At 66.3% G+C, this 17584-nt stretch carries 12 protein-coding genes, 1 tRNA gene and 1 pseudogene; 6 read left to right on the forward strand and 8 right to left on the reverse strand.

Translation table 11 applies throughout. The annotated features are described in order from the left end of the window. The first annotated feature begins 235 nt into the window (after positions 1–235). Both L6Q96_00875 and L6Q96_00880 read left to right on the forward strand, forming a co-directional pair. On the forward strand, positions 236–3073 hold the full coding sequence (locus tag L6Q96_00875; protein ID MCK6553132.1) for a Cys-Gln thioester bond-forming surface protein: 2838 nt from the start codon (positions 236–238) through the stop codon (positions 3071–3073). A gap of 136 nt (positions 3074–3209) precedes the next feature. Then, positions 3210–3611 (forward strand): hypothetical protein, encoded by a 402-nt coding sequence (locus tag L6Q96_00880; GenBank protein MCK6553133.1) that lies wholly within the window; start codon positions 3210–3212, stop codon positions 3609–3611. Here the strand turns inward: L6Q96_00880 and L6Q96_00885 are convergent. Beyond that, positions 3608–3937: a hypothetical protein gene (locus L6Q96_00885; GenBank protein MCK6553134.1), complete on the reverse strand. Its 330-nt coding sequence runs from the start codon at positions 3935–3937 to the stop codon at positions 3608–3610. The two genes, L6Q96_00880 and L6Q96_00885, sit on opposite strands and share 4 nt — an antisense overlap. Positions 3938–3947: 10 nt before the next feature. Continuing rightward, positions 3948–5141, reverse strand: a complete 1194-nt coding sequence (locus L6Q96_00890; GenBank protein ID MCK6553135.1) for an alpha/beta fold hydrolase — start codon at positions 5139–5141, stop codon at positions 3948–3950. A gap of 127 nt (positions 5142–5268) precedes the next feature. Between L6Q96_00890 and L6Q96_00895 the strand changes: the two genes are divergently transcribed. After that, positions 5269–6204 (forward strand): LLM class F420-dependent oxidoreductase, encoded by a 936-nt coding sequence (locus tag L6Q96_00895; GenBank protein ID MCK6553136.1) that lies wholly within the window; start codon positions 5269–5271, stop codon positions 6202–6204. Positions 6205–6250: 46 nt separating this feature from the next. Further along, positions 6251–7174 (forward strand): phosphatase PAP2 family protein, encoded by a 924-nt coding sequence (locus L6Q96_00900; GenBank protein MCK6553137.1) that lies wholly within the window; start codon positions 6251–6253, stop codon positions 7172–7174. Positions 7175–7248: 74 nt separating this feature from the next. Here the strand turns inward: L6Q96_00900 and L6Q96_00905 are convergent, their stop codons facing one another. From L6Q96_00905 to L6Q96_00930, 6 genes and pseudogenes are all read right to left on the reverse strand, one after another. Then, the gene (locus L6Q96_00905) at positions 7249–8055 is read right to left on the reverse strand and encodes an N-acyl homoserine lactonase family protein (protein MCK6553138.1); all 807 of its coding nucleotides are present in this window, start codon (positions 8053–8055) and stop codon (positions 7249–7251) included. Between the two features lie 70 nt (positions 8056–8125). Further along, a tRNA-Ser gene (locus tag L6Q96_00910) sits at positions 8126–8210 on the reverse strand. Between the two features lie 85 nt (positions 8211–8295). Continuing rightward, complete coding sequence (locus L6Q96_00915) at positions 8296–9138, reverse strand: FecR family protein (GenBank protein ID MCK6553139.1); 843 nt, start codon at positions 9136–9138, stop codon at positions 8296–8298. Positions 9139–9142: 4 nt separating this feature from the next. After that, positions 9143–10654 carry a tetratricopeptide repeat protein gene (locus L6Q96_00920; protein ID MCK6553140.1) on the reverse strand — a complete coding sequence of 504 codons (1512 nt, stop codon included), beginning with the start codon at positions 10652–10654 and terminating at the stop codon, positions 9143–9145. A gap of 13 nt (positions 10655–10667) precedes the next feature. Further along, a pseudogene (locus tag L6Q96_00925) lies at positions 10668–11399 on the reverse strand (hypothetical protein). Between the two features lie 676 nt (positions 11400–12075). Further along, on the reverse strand, positions 12076–12732 hold the full coding sequence (locus tag L6Q96_00930; GenBank protein MCK6553141.1) for a hypothetical protein: 657 nt from the start codon (positions 12730–12732) through the stop codon (positions 12076–12078). A 290-nt stretch (positions 12733–13022) separates the two neighbouring features. Here L6Q96_00930 and L6Q96_00935 point away from each other — a divergent pair, with 290 nt between their 5' ends. Continuing rightward, positions 13023–14708 carry a beta-propeller fold lactonase family protein gene (locus L6Q96_00935; protein MCK6553142.1) on the forward strand — a complete coding sequence of 562 codons (1686 nt, stop codon included), beginning with the start codon at positions 13023–13025 and terminating at the stop codon, positions 14706–14708. Positions 14709–14717: 9 nt separating this feature from the next. Then, positions 14718–17573: a CHAT domain-containing protein gene (locus L6Q96_00940; protein ID MCK6553143.1), complete on the forward strand. Its 2856-nt coding sequence runs from the start codon at positions 14718–14720 to the stop codon at positions 17571–17573. Positions 17574–17584: the final 11 nt, after the last annotated feature.

A 17584-nucleotide genomic window follows, 5' to 3' on the forward strand; every position in this document is an offset into this window, starting at 1 on the left:
GTGCTGTATGTGGCTTTGCTGTTGTTTGGGGGCCAATCGGCGTCGGCCGTGGTCAATCCGACACCGACGCCGGCAGTGCGACCGCGGGTGGAAACCGAACGACTCGCACCGGCAAAGGGCGCGTCTCGATTTTCCGCATCCCTTGCAGATGCTTCGCCGGCGTTGGGACGGCGAGGGGACGATAACTCATTAAACGCTGGGGGCGTCGCTGCCCGGAGTCGCTGAGGAGGAATCGATGACGCAAGTTGTTCGAACTGCTCTCGTTGCTGCTGGCGTCACCATCTCGCTCGCCGTCATGTCCGGGCGGACGATGGCGACATGTTCAGGGGGCGCGACCGGCGAGTTGACCGGCACAGGTCGCGGCGAAGGCGTGAGCGGTACCCTTAACGGAAGCCCACACTCCGCCGGCTTTGCGGGGGTCATTCGAGCTACGATCAATGGAGTTCCGAACGTACCGACTTTCTGCATCAACCTGCTGAATCCGATTTCCGTCGGCGACTGCTTCAACGCTGGAGGACCGACGTCGCCGCATGTCACCTGGCTGCTGAATCACGGGTATGGACCGGACGATAACGTGCCGGGCACCACGGCGGAGAAGAACGCCGAGAACGCCGCGCGGCAAGCCGCCGTGTGGTACTTCTCCGACGGGTTCATCACCACCGACTCGCACCAGACACGGGTGCAGGCGATCATCAACGGCGTGCCGGCAAACCCCGATCCACAGGCGGACGTGCCGCAGATGAATCTCGGCCCGGCGTCGTCCGTCCTCGCCCTCCCGGACGACACCGTACAGGCTCTCATCGTTAACGTCACACTCGGAGGCCAGCCGCTGGTGGGCCAGGTCGTCAATCTGAGCGCGACCTTCGGTACGTTGAGTTCGGGTACCGTGACCACTGACGGGTCAGGTGCCGCGAGCTTCACGCTTACAAATACGGCCGGCACGCCCGGCACGGCTACCGTTACGGCCACCTTTACCGGCGCGTTGCCGGCGGGAACCATCTTCGAGCCGGTTGTGTCGGGTAAGCAGCGATTGGTGCTCGCCACGTCGGCGAACGCGGTCGTGGTCGCGGATGCGACGGTTCAGTGGGTTAACGGCGGCACGATCGTTGCCCACAAATTCCTGGACGCTGACGCCGATGGCACGCAGGATCCCGACGAGCCGAACCTCGCCAGCTGGACCATGCGCCTGTATGCCTGCGACCCGGCCTGCGACGGGTTGGGTTGCAGTCTGCTCACCTCCTTGACAACCGACTCCAACGGCAACGCCAACTTCGGTAGCCGTCCGGCCGGTTGTTACCGGGTGGACGAGGTCTTCCCTGCACCTGCACCGGGACACCACAACTGGCGCAACGTAACCGATGCGTCACAGCTCTTCACGTTGGCGAGCAATCAGGGCGTGCAGGTCGTTTTCGGCAACATCATCGATTCGGTGATCGTGGTGCAGAAGTTCAACGACCTCGACGGCGACGGAATGCAGGATGGCAACGAGCTGTTCCACAACGGCTGGCTCATGATGCTGCACCGTCTGGTGAACGGTAGCTGGATTCCGCTGCGCCAGGGTTTGACGGTCGACGGTCAGGTTGTATTCTCGGATCTCCCGGGGGGACACTACCGGATCGAGGAGGAGCAGCGTTCCGGGTGGTGGAACACCACGCCGGGTAATCCGTACGAGCTGGACCTTGCCCCGGATAGCATCGTGACAGTTACGTTCGGCAATATGCCAGACTGCGACGACAACAACGCTTGCACGGATGACAGCTACGATCAGGGCGTGCAGGCTTGTGTGCACACGCCGCTTTCCGGGCCGGCGTGCGACGACGGCACTGCCTGCACCCAGACCGACACCTGTCAGAACGGCACCTGTGTCGGTAGCAATCCTGTTGTCTGCACGGCCCTCGATCAGTGCCATGTCGCCGGTACGTGCGCTCCGAACACCGGGCTGTGCAGCAATCCGACTGCACCCGAAAACACCCCCTGCAACGATGGCAGCCCGGTCACCGAGCAGGATCGATGCGTGAGTGGTGTCTGTGTGGGAACGCCACCCTGCGACGATAATAACGCCTGCAATGGCATCGAGACCCCGAACGGACTGGGCGGCTGCCTGCCCGGCGTACCGCTCCTCTGCGATGACGGCGATGCCTGCAACGGCGTCGAGACCTGCAACCCCTCCAGCGGGTGTCAGGCAGGGACGCCGCCAACGTGCGACGACGGCGACGTGTGCAACGGCACCGAAACCTGCGACGCGCAGCTCGGCTGCCGGAACGGTGCGCCGCTCGTGTGCTCCGACGGTATAGCGTGCAACGGCATCGAGACCTGCGACGCCACTGCAGGCTGCCTCCCGGGGACGCCGGTGGATTGCTCCGCGTTTGTCGATACGTGCCACGATGCCGCCTGTGGCGAGCCGGATGGTGCGTGCGTGGTGACCCAGAAGATAGACGGGTTCGCTTGTGACGACGACGACGTCTGCACGTTGAACGATCGCTGCATTGCCGGCGTGTGCACGGGTGCGACCACCGGCGATACCGACGGTGACGGTTATTGCGACCTGCAGGAACAACAGGCGCAGTGCAACATCACCGATCCGCGAGAGATCCCTCCGCAACCGACGACTTACGCGGGAGGACGGGTGGCCGGCCCCGGCGAGATTCTGCTTACCTTCCACGCGCCGCTTGACCGTGACGTCCCGGTGGCTACGGACCCCAGTTGCGCGACCGTCGGGGTCTGCAACGCAACGAGCGGGTTCTGTACGGCGGGACGCATCTCCGATCCTTGCGATGTCGACGCCGACTGCAACTTGCCGAGTGGGACCTGCCGGGTGGTGGTCAACTACGCCTCGACACCCAGCCCGGTTCCCGATCTGGCGCTTATCGACGTCCAGCTCGTCGGTCGAGTGAGGTTGCCGAAAGAGTCGATCCTCGCTCTGTTCCAGCCGGTAACTCCCGGTTGCACACGCAAGGTCGACGTTCCCGTAGGCGCGCCCGGCTTCAAGAAGACGGGAGTTCTGTTCAAGGCACAGGGCACAACCGGCGGCAAGCTACGCAAGGACAGGGACCTGATACGCTATAAGGAATAGCGACGGGTCCACCCGTCGCGGGCCGAATCGGATGGGTGTCGGTGGAACCGTCGTCGGCAATCGCGGGGGGGGGGGCGGTGGGATGACCGATGCGGTGGGAGAATGTAACGCTTGCGGGGCGTGCTGTCGGGTCTTGATGCTCCAACGCTCCCCGGACGAGATCCGCGCGATGGCGGCGGTGACGTCTGTCCTCGGCATCCCCTCCGATATGACTTTCGCGGCCGCGCACTGGCGCCTGCTCAGCCGCGAGGAGGCAGAGCACCGTAATCCGTTCTACGTGAACCGCCTGCCAGCCGAGGTGTTCTTCTATTCCTGCGACCGGGTGGGCGCCGATGGCAAATGTCAGGCATACGAGGATCGCCCACTCGTCTGCCGCGGTTACCCGTGGTACGACCAGCCGGTGCGTAACCTGCCCCTCCCGCATCCGGAGTGCGGCTACCAGATCGACATCCAGGCCGCGTGCGGTGGTTGCGCGACCGGGAGAAAGAATCTCCCGCCCGCGGGTGACCCGGAGGCTGGGGCCGATCGCGCGGGTTAGCGTCGCCCGGGGCGGTGCCGGCGGCGCGGTCCCTGGCGCGATCGCTGCGGGTCGTGCCCGAGCGCGGCAATGCTCGAGACGACGTCGCTCGCCGCGTGTATCGATACCCGCATGGTCGGCCCGTAGTGCAACACAAAGGCGTTGAGCGCTTCCACGCTGTCCGCCTCGATGACTGCGATACCGCGAAACGGTGGATCGCGGTCTTGCCAGACGTACTCTCCGACCAGCCGGAAACCCTCGGGCTGCGCGGTGTCCCATTCGATGCGCCTGGCGATGACAGGCTCGAGGTTCTCCCAGGTGAAGTCGTACTCGGCGATGAACAGCATGTGGACTCCTTCACGCCACCGAGGCGGCAACGTGTCGCGGCCCGACGGTGTCGACCCCACGCGGAGCGCGCCGCGCTCGCCGGGGAGTTTCGGCAAGACGCTCCCCGGCGGCCGACTGTCGGTCGGCGTGCGAACGCACGGCCAGCCAGCGTGCCGCCGGACCCCAGACGTGCCGCGGTGCGGTCGCGCCTGCGAACACACCCATGTGACCGCCCGGCGCCAACCGAAACGTCTTGTCGCGCGAGCCGACGGCGTCCATAACCGCCTGCACCGCCGGCACCGGCGCCACCTCGTCGGTGCGCCCGGCGAAGGCCAGCAGCGAGGCTTCCACCGTCCACAGGTTCGCCGACTTGCGGCCGAACTTGAGATCGCCGGTAACCAGTTTGTTCTCGCGCACCACCTCGTGGAAGAACTGGACGAAGGCCGCCTGCGGGTACTCGATGAACTGCGACACCCACTGATTCATGGCGTCGAAGCCGTTGACGTACTCCTTGTCCCACAGGTTCATTACCAGATCGGCGTAACGCGTGACGTTCTTGACCGGCGTCAACATCCGGAACACCGTGCTCGAAAGGCCGCCGGGAACGTTGCCGATACGCCGTGCGATGAACTCCAACTGATCGCCCCCGTACTTCACTATCCAGGCAAAGAGCCCCGTCTTCGCCGTATCTATCGGGGCTCCGATACTTACGATGTTGCGCACCGAGCGGTCGCGGTTGGCCGCCGCGTGCATCAAGGCGAAGATCCCGCCCATGCAGTAGCCGAGCATCGATAGCTCGGAACTGCCGGCGTCGCGCCTGGTCGCGCGGGCCGCCGCCGGCATCCAGTCGAGCACGTAGTCGTCGATCCGCACATAGGAGTCCGTATGGTCCGGCTCGCCGAAGTCCACGAGGTACACGCGAAAACCCTGCCGCAACAGGAATGCAACCAGGCTCCGGTTGGCATAGAGATCGAAGATGAACGGCTTCACCATCAATGGCGGGACGAGCAGGACGGGGAGATCGTGGCGCGGCGCGACGCCGTCCAGACGGTAGCGTCGGACCTGGAGCTTGTCGCGGCGATAAACGATGTCGTACGGTGTCCGCCCGACAACGATCATCGGATCGCGCACCAACCAGTCGATGCCGTTAACGAAACGCAGCGCCGTCCGATGCGCCTCGATGCGCGCCAGACGCTCGGCCTGCTGCAAGACGTTCTCGAACATGAGCCCCACCGTAAAGGACGGAGGGGAGCCTTTCAATCGGAGCCGGGTGGCTTGCGTAACCGGTGACGGGTGGCGCACTGTAGCGAACGACCGGGAAGGAACGAGGACAGGAAAGGCCGGAGGGACCATGCGCATAGGATTGATGTTGGGCGACAATACGGCACCGCGCGATAGCCTCGAACGGCACATCGCGCGGGTGCAGGAGGCGGAGCGGGACGGGTTTGCGACGGCCTGGTTCGCACAAACGTTCGGTATGGATGCCATGACGTTCGCCGCGGTGGTCGGCCGCGTCACGACGCGCATCGAGCTTGGGACCGCGGTCGTGCCGACGTACCCGCGCCACCCGGTCGCGATGGCGCAGCAGGCCCTGACGGCGCAGATCATGACCGGCGGTCGTTTCGCGCTCGGTATCGGGCTGTCCCATCAGGTGGTCATCGAGACGATGTACGGCCTGTCGTTCGCGAAGCCGTACTCGCACATGAAGGAGTACCTCGCCGTGCTGGCGCCGCTGATTCGCAGCGGCAGCGTTTCGTTTGCCGGCCGCGAGTACACTGTGAATGCACCGCTCACGATTACCGGGGCGACGCCGTGTCCGATTCTTCTGGCGGCACTTGCGCCCAGGATGCTCGCGCTTGCGGGATCGATCGGCGACGGAACCATTACGTGGATGACCGGTTTCAGGACCCTGCGCGAGCACACGATCCCGCGCTTGACCGCCGCGGCGACCGAGGCCGGGCGGCCGGCGCCGCGCGTGGTCGTAGGGCTGCCAGTCGCGGTGACGAACGACGTCAAAGGGGCGCGGGAAAGCGCGACCAAGGCTTTCCAGGTTTACGGGTCGCTGCCGTCGTACCGTGCGATGCTGGATCGCGAGGGTGCAGAGGGGCCGGCGGATGTGGCGATCGTTGGCGACGAGGCGGAGGTTGGTGCGCGTCTGGAGGAGCTGGCGGCGCTCGGTGTAACCGATTTCCTGGGTGGGCTCTTTGGCATGCGCGCGGAGCCGGACGCGATGGTCGAGCGCACGTGGGCTTTCCTTGCCGAGCGCGCACGCCGCGCAGCGGCCTGACGGCCGGGCCTTGCGACACGCCGCCACGGAGGCTCCAACCGGGCCGATGACCTCAGTCTGGCACGATCTCCACTGGGTACTGCCGCTGCGCTCCGAGGCGATGACGGCGGTGATGAATGGCTTCACGGCGCTCGGTTACGTTCCGTTCTTCCTCGCCTGCCTGCCGCTCGGGTACTGGCTCTGGGACAAGGGCCTGTTTACGCGTCTCGCGGTACTCGTCGTCATGACCGCCTTGCTCAATGCGTTCCTCAAGGACGCCTTCCATGACCCCCGCCCCGATCCGGCCTTCGCTCTCGACGCTCGCGTGGGCGACTCCTACGGAATGCCCAGCGGGCATGCGCAGGTGGCGGCCGCCATGTGGCTCTGGCTCGCCTACGAACTGCGTCGCGCATGGGTGTGGGTCGCGGCGCTCGCGATCGTGGCCGGAGTCTCATTCAGCCGCCTCTATCTGGGCGTGCACGACGTCGAGGACGTGGTCATCGGTCTCGCCGCGGGCTTCGCCAGTCTGGCGATCTTCCGCTTACTGCTCTCGGACCGTTTTCGGCATTGGCACGATCTGCATCCCCTGGCGCAGCTTGCGTTGCTGGTCGCCGTGCAACCGATCGTCTGGTTGGCGTGGCCTGGGCCGGACGGCCCGGGCGGAGCGAGCGCCATCCTTGCCTTTCTGCTCGGCTGGTGGGCCGGCGTGCTCTACGACCGCCATCGAATCGGTTTTCGCCGCCACCAGAGCTGGACGGTGGCGCTGGTGGCGGCCACGCTCGGGATCGCCTTCCTCTTCGCTTTTCTCGACCCACTGCAGCGGGGGCTGGTCGCCGCCGGTATCGGGAAAACAGCGGCCATCTGGATTCAGATGCTGCTGGTTGCCCTCTACGTCACCGTTATTGCCCCCGCCTTGTTCCGTGCCGCCGGTGCCGTCCTTCCCGAGCCGATGAGTCGGGATACATTCCCCTCCGAGCGGAGAGGTCTGTGAGCGTCCGCCTGCCGCCGACGCAGTGCGTGGTCGTCTCGCCGCGGCGGCCGGGTTAGCCTACCCGTACGCGGCGGTCATGTCTCGGTCGGTCCCGATATCCCGGTCGAGAGTAGGGGCGCGGGCGCGTGGGCTATCGATCGCCACATTTCCGGATCGTGTCCGGTGACGATGAAAGCTCCTCGGTCGCGAAGTGCGCGTAAACGTCGGAGCGCGGCTACCATTTGTTCGCGATCGAAGACGGCCGTGGGGAGATGGAGGTTGTCGAGCGTGCGCCGCAGGTAACAGGCGTCTGCCGCGAGTACCAGGTCGTCTCCGCCGACGCGTATCCGGAGAGATTGGTGCCCCGGCGTGTGCCCGTGGGTCGGCAGGCATACCACCGATCCGTCTCCGAAGACGTCGTGCTCGCCGTCGATCAGGCGCAAACGATGGCCGTGATCGTAGTCCTGCGGGTCGTAGTACACCCGCTCGACGAGATCGGCGTCGTGGGCGGCCTCCCATTCCCGTCGTTGCACAAGCAGGGTGGCGTTCGGGAGTTGCGCGTTGCCGCCGCAGTGATCGAAGTGCAGGTGGGAGTTGATGACGAGATCGACCCGCTCCGGCGCGCAGTCGACCTGCGCAAGGCGGGTGCCGATTTCCTCGCCGGGGTCGAAATGCACGGTGTGGAACGGCGCGAGCCGACCCAGCCGGGTGTTGGCATCGGTCTGGGCATCGACGTGAAGCCCGGTATCGAAGAGGGCGCGGCCCTTAGGATGATCGATCAGGAAGGCGGGGACGGGGACGGTGAGGTGGCCGGATTCGCCATCGAGCAGCAGGGCGGTGGGTACCGTAAGCGAACCGCAGGTGAAGGCGTACACGCGCAGTGACGGTGCATCGGTCGGCATTCTGGGACTCCTCGACATGGAACGTGGAGAGTACGGTTGGGTGCAGCGCGGTACGGTACGGGAGTCACAGCGGAGGGGGAGGGATTCGAACCCCCGAGCCCTTGCGGGCTGCCGGTTTTCAAGACCGGTGGTTTCAACCACTCACCCACCCCTCCGCAGGCGACCTCTGACGTAGCGGAAGTCGGGGGTGGGGTCTATGGCGGGGGGGACTTGAGGGTCTGAGGGCGTGGGGGCGCGGGGTTAGAAGCGGACGTTGAGGCTGCCGCGCTGAATGGCGTCTGGGGGTTGCATCGGCGGGTCGGCGGGCACCCAGCAGGTTCCCCCCCAGCACGTCTTGACGTCTGGCTTTTGAGGCTGGCTGACCCCGGGGGGACCCTTGAATGCGCCCGCTCGGTCAGCTTGCGGGACGGTGCCCGCGGTGCCCATACGTGCCGCGGCCATTGCAGGTAGGGTGCTGGGGACAATCTCCAGGTCTTCAATGTACTGCCGGAAGCTGGCATCGGCGATGCGCGTCGGCCGCGATGGGGCCGCGCCGCGCCTGATCGTACTGACCTCTTGCGCGGTGACCGCCACCCCGCGCCGCGTCGGCCAGCGATTGCTATGCACCTGCACAGTCCCTGCGACACCGACGACGTCGCTGACCTCGGCTACGGGGTCGTACGTCATGACGAACTCCGTCCCGGTCACCGCGGCAATCGCCACCGGTGTGACGACCTCGAACCGCGACCGCGCTGCTCGCTGGTCACTGACAACGGTGCGCAGCGAACCGCGCTCCAGCTTCACCTTCGACGTCGATTCTGCCACGTCGGCAGGTGCCAGACGTTCGAGGAGGACCTCAGAGTCCTCCCCAATGTTTAAGGCTTCGTCGCCCAGGCTCAGCAACACCCGCCCTGATGGACCCGTGCGCAGAGCGTCGCCGGCGTGGACCTCGGCTCCGAGGGCCGCCGGTGTCCATGCTCCCTCGCGGCCTACCTCGGCGGTGCCGTCGAGCGCCGCAATCGTCCCCACGGTTTGCGCTGTCGCCGTCACGGGCGCCAGCAGGAACGCAACCGACAGGGCGAATCTGTGGAACCTGGACCACATGACTTCAGTACCTGGCCGTGACCGCGAGCGAAACGATGTTGCGGTCATACGTATAGACTCCCTGATTGGAATCGTTGAACAAGCCGAAGTAGGCGAGCGTGAGATCGAGATAACTGGTCAATGACTTGTTCGCCGAGCAGAGTATCCGGTACTGGTTATCTTTACGGCCGTCGCTGGCCGGATCGTAATCCTCGTAACGGTAGTCGAACTCCAGCTGTGCGCCGATGCCCAGCGGGAATCCCCACCCACCGCCTACCTGCACCTCGTTGCCGTTATAGCCGAACTCGTCTCCGGAGGTCCTGGTCGGGACCTGAGTGTCGAAGCGGTAACCGAGAAAGGCGTAACGGTCCGGCGCGCCAAAGTAGCCGTACTGGCGTACACCCGGCGAGTAGTTGTTGCCGTCGAGCACCTCGACGTCCGGTTCGAGGAAATCCCAGTACCTGTACCTGAAGTAGATCTCCGTGCGGCCGAAGTCGCCCTCCGGTACCGACAGCCACGGCAGGGCCGTGGCCTGGGACAAGTAGCTGCTCGTCTGCCGCACGTAGTAGTCGTACTGACCGAGCAATCCCAAGCGGACCGGCCCGGCATCGTAGATGAACTGCACTGCGGGCCGATTGTCCATGAGGTTGTTACTGTTGAGGCTGAAATGCAGTGTTTGCGAGAAGTCGTAGCCGAGCGTTAAGGTGGCACGATCGGTCAGCCGTGCGGCATAGACGCCGCCGGCTAGCAATACCACGCGTCCATCTGCCTGCCTGCCGAATCCGTACTGATTCTGCAGCGGCTCGTCCGACGGGGCGAGAACTACGTTGCTGTCGTACTGCAATCCGAGCGAGGCATACAGCGTGTACGGTCGTGCCAGGGGTGCCGCGCCCTCCGTCAACTTGTCCAGAAAGGCCTGCGACTCCTTCGCCATCGCGGAGTCGGGATTGGTGGCGATGACACTGTCGAAGTACGTCTGAGCGGCGGCCCAGTCCTGAGCCTGATAAGAAGTGACGCCAAGGTAGTACTTGCTCGGAACATCCAGTTTCGCGTCGCTTGTGCCGGCGCGTGCGAAGTTGGTCCGCGCTCCGGCAAGGTCGCCCGTGCGCAGTTGCGCGAGGCCGAGGGAGAACGACGCATCGGCAGCCAGCGCCGGCACGCCCTGCGCCTTTTCGAGCCACGGGATGGCGTCGTCGTACTGCCCGGTCTGCACCAGAGCGTCGCCGAGCTCGAGCCAGCCCTGTTGCAGATCCGGCTTGGCCGCGAGGGCAGCCTTGAGGTCGTCCACGGCCGCGGCGTTGTTACCGAGGCGCGCCTGCGTGATGCCGCGATAGTACCGCGCGAAGGTGTCGGCCGGATCGGCGGCGACCGCCTCGTCGAACTTCTGCAACGCTGCCTGATACTTTCCGGCATGAAAGTCCACGAGGCCGCGGGAGTAAAGAAGTTCCGAGCGCTCGGACGCTAACGCCGTGGCGGACAGGAACAGACACAGCGCAGCGACCTGTGCCCACGTCCTTCCCTGCGGCCGCACCCGCACCGTTGGCCGCTCCCTATCTGATCTCAATGAAGCCATCGGTGCATTCCGGGGTCCGTTGCGTCGGTACCCCATCGACCAGGGTGGTGTACTCGGCATCTCCGCGCGGGCATTCGAGAGGCGCCCGACCGCTCGCCGTAGGACTTACGGTCACCGCGCAGGTGTACAGGATTGCCGACGGGATCTGAATCGGCTCCGGCACAAAGGGATCGCCGACGATCGCCCGGACCGCATTGCAATCCAACCCGGGCTCGCACCCCAACGGCAGGAACGCGGTTGTCAGTGGGACCCCGAGGGCGCCGTTCACACTGCAGTCCGGTACGGGCGTGCCCCCCGGTGTTTGCGTCGGTTGCGGGTTGATCTGAATCAGCGCCGGATCGAACGATACGTGGTTCTGGGTCGCGATCACCAGTTGATCGGAAGCGTCAATGCTGACCGCGAAGGACGTGGTCCCACCCGGGGCAGCGCTACCCGAGCCGACGCGAATGACGACCACGCTGGCCGTCGGCGTTGGTGTCGGCGTCGGGGTGTCTGTCGGCGTTGTCGTTGCCGTGTCGGTGGGTGTCGGCGTCGCCGTGGGGGTGTGCGTGTCCGTGCTCGTGGGGGTCGGCGTCGGGGTGTTCGTCGGCGTGTTCGTGAAGATCGGGGTCGACGTGTGCGTCGGCGAGGATGTCGGTGTCGATGTCGCGGTTGCCGTCGAGGTTGCCGTCGACGTCGGTGTCGCGGTCGGTGTCTGTGTCGGCGTTGGCGTGAGCGTACCCAGCCGCTTGACACAGACCACCCCCGAATCGGTTTGCGGCTCGATCTTCCTGCCGACGTCTCCGCTGTCGTAGTTCGGTCCAACCGCTTGATCGGGAGCGGCGCAGTCGACACCGAGATTCGCCGGGTCGGTCGGGCAGCGCCCGGATATACCGGCGGGAGCGGGTACGACGTCCGACGGGAAACCGGCGATCGAAAATATCGCCTCTCCCCGCCGCAGATCTACGATCTTGAGTTGCCGGGCGCGGAAGGTCGGATCGCCGCGCGGGATCGCCGTACAGCAACTAGCAGTGCCTTCGCCGCTTACTTCGTTCGAGCTGAACACGATCCGAATGGCTTCGACGTCACGCGGTATCTCGGTTTCGGCGCTGAAACCGTCGCACTCGTCGCCGGCCTGGCTTCCCGCCCGCGGCCAGGCGGCGCGGAACGCGAGCGAACCGGAACCGCCTTCCGACGACGTTCCGGCATCGCAACCAGCCAGGGCCACGAGCAGCAACGCCGCGCCCGTCAAGGCTGAGATCGACCGCTGTGAGAAGCCTGACGACAAACCACTTCCCCCTCTGCCCCCCCTGGGGCCCGCAACACAAGATGTACGGCCCCGATACCGCGACTGCCTCGCCCTTGTCAACCCGAAAACCGGGGATTGTCGCAACTTGACGGCTGCCTCACGGTGTCACCGTCACCGCGCCGCCGCGGCAGATAGCGGCGAGGCCTCTTGGAATGCCTTCGACGATGACCCCGACGGTTGTGGTCTCGGCACAACTCACGGGGAGTCGGCCTGGCTGGGTGCCCGCTGCGACACGCACCGCGCACACATACAACGGTTGGCCGGCAGGGATCGGGGAGGCGCGGCCGCCCCGGCTCACGATCATCGCACGCACGCATTCGGAGGTCGGGCACTCGGGGCCGCTGAATTTCGTGAAGACCCCGGCGAGATCGCCGGTGGCCGGACGGCACTCGCCTGCGAGCTCGAGTTCGGGCGGAATTGCCAGGGAGTTCTGCGTTCCGTAAACCGACTGCGAGAATGCGGCGTCGAGGCTGACCGGCAAGTCTCCCACGGCACCGGCCGCCACGCTTACCGTCCCAACGGTTATGCCCGGGGCAGCGTCGCAACCTTGCAGGGCATCGCCGACCGCCGCCACGATGGTGTCGATCTCGACCGTCTCGCCGATGCCCGGACAGGCCTGCACCGGGGCGTTGCCGATGGCGATGTTAACCAGGAGGACTATCTCGTCGACGGTTATCGTCCCGTCGCCGTCGCAGTCGCCGATGCAAGATCGGGCCGCCGCCACTCCGGGCGCGGTCCAGGCGAACAGTGCCAACAGACCCGCGAACACGAGTCGGAGAGGGAGATTTGCGCTGGGCCGCCTTCTTGACCCGGTTGCGCCTCGCCCCCCGCGATCTGGGGTGGCGCCGGAGAAACCGCAACAGAAAACGGTCTTTACATCCATGCCGGTGCCGTGCTTATGGAATGACTACAGCACCGGTAGCGCCTGCGTGTTCGGTTTGTCAACAACGAGGCGGCCAGGTGGGGCTTGTCCGGGGGCGGGCGCGACAGTGCTGTGGTCCGGGTTGCCGGTTGGTCGGTTTTGAGCACTGGGGGCGCAATCATATGAGCTACCGGGGTGGAATCCGATGGGCTCGCGGCGCACTGCGCGGCGCGGGCTTCACGCTGGCGCTGGGGGCGGCGCTGGCTTTAGGCGAGGTGTTGACGGGGCCGCCCGCCGCCAACGCGGCCCCCTGTGTGGGCGATTGCAACTGGGATCCTCGGCAGGCGCCGGAGCCGGAGTTCCCGGTCGGGGTAAGCGAAGGTTTTCTTTGCGTGAAGATGGCAAACCGTGTCGAGCCCCGTGTGCCGGCCAGCATGTGTGTCGCGTGCGACATGAACGGCGACGGCCAGGTGGTTTTCGAAGAGGGATTGACGGCGTGGTTCAACGTGCTTTCGGATAGCAGGTCCTGCATCAGGATGCCGACTCATACGCCGACCGCGACGCCCAGCGCGACGCCCACCTTCACCCCGACGGCCGTCGCCACGCCGACGGCGACCGATACGGCGACGCGGACGCTTACCTCAACCCCTACACACACACCCACAAACACGGCCACGGCGACGCCCACGCATAGCGCAACCGGTACGGCTACGGCGACGGCGACGCTGTCGGTCACTCCCATCCCGACGCATACGCCGACTAATTCGGCAACGGCTACTCCGACGCACACGGCAACCTCGGGCCCGACGCTGTCGGCGACGATCACGCCTACGGCGACGCAGACACCGAGACGCTTCTTCGCCTACGTCGCCAACTCGCTGGACAACACCGTGTCGGTCATCGACACGGCGCTGCGGCGGGTCATTGCGACCGTCCCGGTCGGCACCCAGCCGGAGAACGTCGTCGCCAGCCCGGAGGGTGACGTCGTCTACGTTGCCAGCTTCGGTCAGACCGGTTTGTCGGGGTCTGTTTCGGTCATATCCGTTGCGAGCAACCGGGTGGTGCCGCCCACGATCGTTCCGGTCGATACGGGAAAGGGGACGCGCGGCGTCGCCTTCGTGGTTCCAGTCACGGGCCCCATTCGGGATGTCCTCGTGACCCAGGCCGGGACCAGTAACGCTCTCTTCCGCATCGACAAGGCGACCCAGCGGACCTCCGCAAGCATTTCGGGCGGGAGTTTCGCCGACCCGTACGACATCGTGATCGACAACGAACGCGACACCGCGTTCGTCAGCAATAGCGCCACCGTGGGGCGCGTCGGCGAGGTGAACTCGGTGACGATCCTGCGGATATCCGACCTGACGCCGCTCAGAAAACTCTCGGTGGGTACCAACCCGCGAGGCATGGCCTTCTCCCGGGCGCTCGGTGTCGTGTTGGTCGCCAATTTCGAGAGTGACAACATGTCGATCGTTGCCTCGCGCGAAGGCAGCGCGCCGCCCGACGTCACCCGGATTCTGGCGACCGTAAGCGTGGGTGACGGTCCCCAGGACATCGATCTTACCCCCGACGAGCAGTACGCTCTGGTTGCCAACGTCAACGGGCGGAGTGTTTCGATCGTCGATGTGGAGCAGGCACTGACGTTGCCCACTTCGGCGGTTGTGGCCACGGTTCCGATCGGCGAGTTGGTCCGCGGCGTTGCCGTTACGCCCGACGGACGCTTCGCTTACGTAACGGATGGTCCCGGGGGCGAGGTTACGGTCTTCGATATCGGGGTCGCCCTGGTCGACCCACCCGGATCGATCGTGGCGCGGATCCCGGTCGGTCGTGCCCCGCGCGGGATCGACATGGTCCCGCCGGCCGACGACTGAGGGGAAGGCGTGGAAGGCTTTCGGACGGACCCGGTGGCCTTCGAAACGACGCGAGACCGGGGCGGCGGTACCGCGGCCGGAGTCGAACGGTGGGCCCGGCGCTGGCCGCTGGTCGCCGTCGTGGCTCTTGTGACGATTGCCTCGGCCCTGTGCCGGCAGGCGGTTGCAGACGAATCTGCAGGTCAGTTGCGGGCGCGCGCGAGGGATGAAATTCGCGCGGAGAAGTTCGACGCCGCGCTGCAAACTGCCCAGCATGCCGTCGAGCTGGACGAACGGCTCCACGGACCTGACGATCCGGAAACCGCCGCCTCCCTGAACGTGCTCTCGGCAGCTTACCTCGGCCTCGGCCAGTACGTGCGCGCGCAGGAAACGGCCGAGCGCGCCCTCGCCATCCGCGAGACGACGCGCGGCCCGGACGACCCGGAAACCGCCGAATCGTTGAACGACCTCGGTGTCGTCTTCCTCTACCTGAAACAACCCGAACGCGCCGCCGCTCCCATTCGACGCGCGCTCGCGATCCGGAAAAAAAGGTTGCCCGCCGCCGATCCTCTGATCGCGGAATCCGAAGGCAACCTGGCCGCCGTTCTCGCCGGCCGCGGCACGACCTTGGACGCAAAAGGCGACCGGCAGGAGGCTGCAGCAGCTCTGACCGAGGCCGCCGAAGGCTTCGAACGCGCCCTCAAGATCAAGGAAACCGCACTCGGCGCCGGCCACCCTTCCACCTGCGCAACCCGCTCCAACCTGGCGGCAACGTATTTGCGATTGTCCAAACTCGGGTCCGGCGCCGATCAAACCCGCCTGCACGCTCGGGCGCAGGAACTGTCGGCGCAGGCTAAGTCGTGCACGGCCGCCGCCGAACCCGGACTGGCGGCGGCCGCCGCACAGATCAACCAGGGCTGGGCCCTCTGGCGCCAGAACGTCGCCGCCAACGCCCGCAGCGTCGTCGTGCTCGATCAGATGCGCGATCTCTTCAAGCAGGCCGCGACCGCGCGCGAACAGGTGCTCGGCGCCGATCACCCCGAGACCGCAAACGCGCTCGTCATGCTGGCAACGACCGCGCAGGCCGTCGGCAATTATCGGCAGGCCCTCGAACTGTTCCGCCGGGCCCTGGCCGCCGAGGATCGCATCCTTGCCGACTTCGTCGCCGCGGGCGACGAGCAACAGCGGCTCAATCTCCTGCGGCAGGCGCAGGGACACTACTGGGCGGCGCTCTCGATGATTCAGCGGCGGCTGCCGAAGGATCCGGACGCGGTCCGCCTCGGGCTGGAGCTGGTGCTGCGGCGCAAGGGCATGATCCTCGACGTGCAGACCCGCGTGCGTGACGCGCTATCGCGGCGCCTCGACGGTGCGGCGGCCGCCGCCTGGCAGCGCCTCGGCGAGCGCCGGGCAGAGCTGTCCGCTCTGTTGGTGAAGGGCCCCGACCCCGCCGACCCGACGAGCTACCGCAATCGCATCGATACATTGCGCCGCGAGATCGAACAGGACGAGCGAACCCTCGGCAAACAGAGTGCCATCGTCGCCGAGGAGTTGGCGCAACGCGACGTCACCGCCGCCGCGGTCGCGGCGCGTCTGCCGAAGGACTCCGTGCTCGTCGAGTACGTTCGCATCCGCGATTGGGACGACCAGAGGCTGGAGTGGATGCCGGCGCAGCGATACCTGGCGTTTGTGCTGACCCCGGACAGCACGGTGCGGCTCGTCGATCTGGGCGATGCCACGGCAATCGACAAGGCGCTGCGGGCCGGCTTCGCGGCCATCGAGGATCCGAAGGCGTTTACGGACCCGGTCGCCAACCAGAAGAAGACCGATGCCGCCCTGAGCGCCGTGTACCGCGCCATTGTCGAACCTCTGGGCGAGGAAGCGCGCGGCCGCCGCGTGTGGATCGTCAGTCCCGACGGCGAGATCAACAAGGCGCCGTTCCCGGCACTGCGGAGTGAGGCGGGTACGTACATGGTGGAAGACCGGCTGGTGACCCTGGTGAGCAGCGGTCGCGATCTGCTTCGGACCCAGCCTGGTGACCAGCCTCCGCTCGCCATGCTGATGGTGGCGAACCCGAAATTCGACAGCGCCGACACAACCGTGACCACCGACACCCGGCGGCGCCGTCGCCGCCGCGAGGCAGCGCCGGCGGCCGAGCAGAGTCGCGGCCAGTTCCGCTACCAGTTCGGCGCACTGCCCGGCACTGCCGCCGAGGCCGCGGCGATCCGGCCGCTCGTGCGCGGCCGCGCCGAGTTCCTCGAGGACGCCGATGCCACCGAGCCGGCGGTCTGGGACGTCATCCTCGACCGCCCGCCGCGGATCCTCCACTTCGCGACGCACGGGTTGTTCGAAGCGTCTGCTCCGAACGAGCCGCCCGATCCCACGGGGCGGATGGGTGGCGGTGCGGGGGCCGGCCGGCCCGACGACGTTCTGTTGCGATCGTTCCTGGCCCTGGCCGGGGTCAACCGGGTGCGCGACGTGCTCCCCAACGCCGACGACGGGGTCCTGTATGCCGCCGAAGTCGCCGACATGGACCTGCACGGCACCGAACTGGTCGTGCTGTCCGCCTGTCAGACCGCTCTAGGCGACGTGCAGACCGGGGAAGGAGTGTATGGGCTGCGACGGGCCTTTGTGCTCGCCGGCGCGCGCAATCTGGTGATGAGTCTGTGGCCGGTCGACGACGAGGAGACGCGCAACCTGATGGAGCAGTTCTATCGCGCGTATGGGGAGGGGATGTCGGCACCCGAGGCACTGCGCCAGGCCCAGCTCGTGACCTTGCGCCGGCTTCGCGACGCCAACCAGCGCGGCGAGGCGGCGCAGCCGGTTGCGCCGGTCGCCCTGTGGGCGCCGTTCGTCATCCAGCAAAGCGGTGCAGCGCCGGCGCAGTAGGGAGGGCTCCC

The sequence above is a fragment of the Candidatus Binatia bacterium genome, from assembly GCA_023150935.1.
Taxonomy (GTDB): Bacteria; Desulfobacterota; Binatia; order HRBIN30; family HRBIN30; genus JAKLJW01.

What these genes read in the sequence shown, in the direction of transcription:
- L6Q96_00895 (MCK6553136.1), top strand. Translation starts at nt 5,269, where the DNA reads ATGCGCATAGGATTGATGTTGGGCGACAATACGGCACCGCGCGATAGC.
- L6Q96_00900 (MCK6553137.1), top strand. Translation starts at nt 6,251, where the DNA reads ATGACCTCAGTCTGGCACGATCTCCACTGGGTACTGCCGCTGCGCTCC.
- L6Q96_00885 (MCK6553134.1), bottom strand. Translation starts at nt 3,937, where the DNA reads ATGCTGTTCATCGCCGAGTACGACTTCACCTGGGAGAACCTCGAGCCT.
- L6Q96_00880 (MCK6553133.1), top strand. Translation starts at nt 3,210, where the DNA reads ATGCTCCAACGCTCCCCGGACGAGATCCGCGCGATGGCGGCGGTGACG.
- L6Q96_00915 (MCK6553139.1), bottom strand. Translation starts at nt 9,138, where the DNA reads ATGTGGTCCAGGTTCCACAGATTCGCCCTGTCGGTTGCGTTCCTGCTG.
- L6Q96_00935 (MCK6553142.1), top strand. Translation starts at nt 13,023, where the DNA reads ATGAGCTACCGGGGTGGAATCCGATGGGCTCGCGGCGCACTGCGCGGC.
- L6Q96_00890 (MCK6553135.1), bottom strand. Translation starts at nt 5,141, where the DNA reads ATGTTCGAGAACGTCTTGCAGCAGGCCGAGCGTCTGGCGCGCATCGAG.
- L6Q96_00905 (MCK6553138.1), bottom strand. Translation starts at nt 8,055, where the DNA reads ATGCCGACCGATGCACCGTCACTGCGCGTGTACGCCTTCACCTGCGGT.
- L6Q96_00875 (MCK6553132.1), top strand. Translation starts at nt 236, where the DNA reads ATGACGCAAGTTGTTCGAACTGCTCTCGTTGCTGCTGGCGTCACCATC.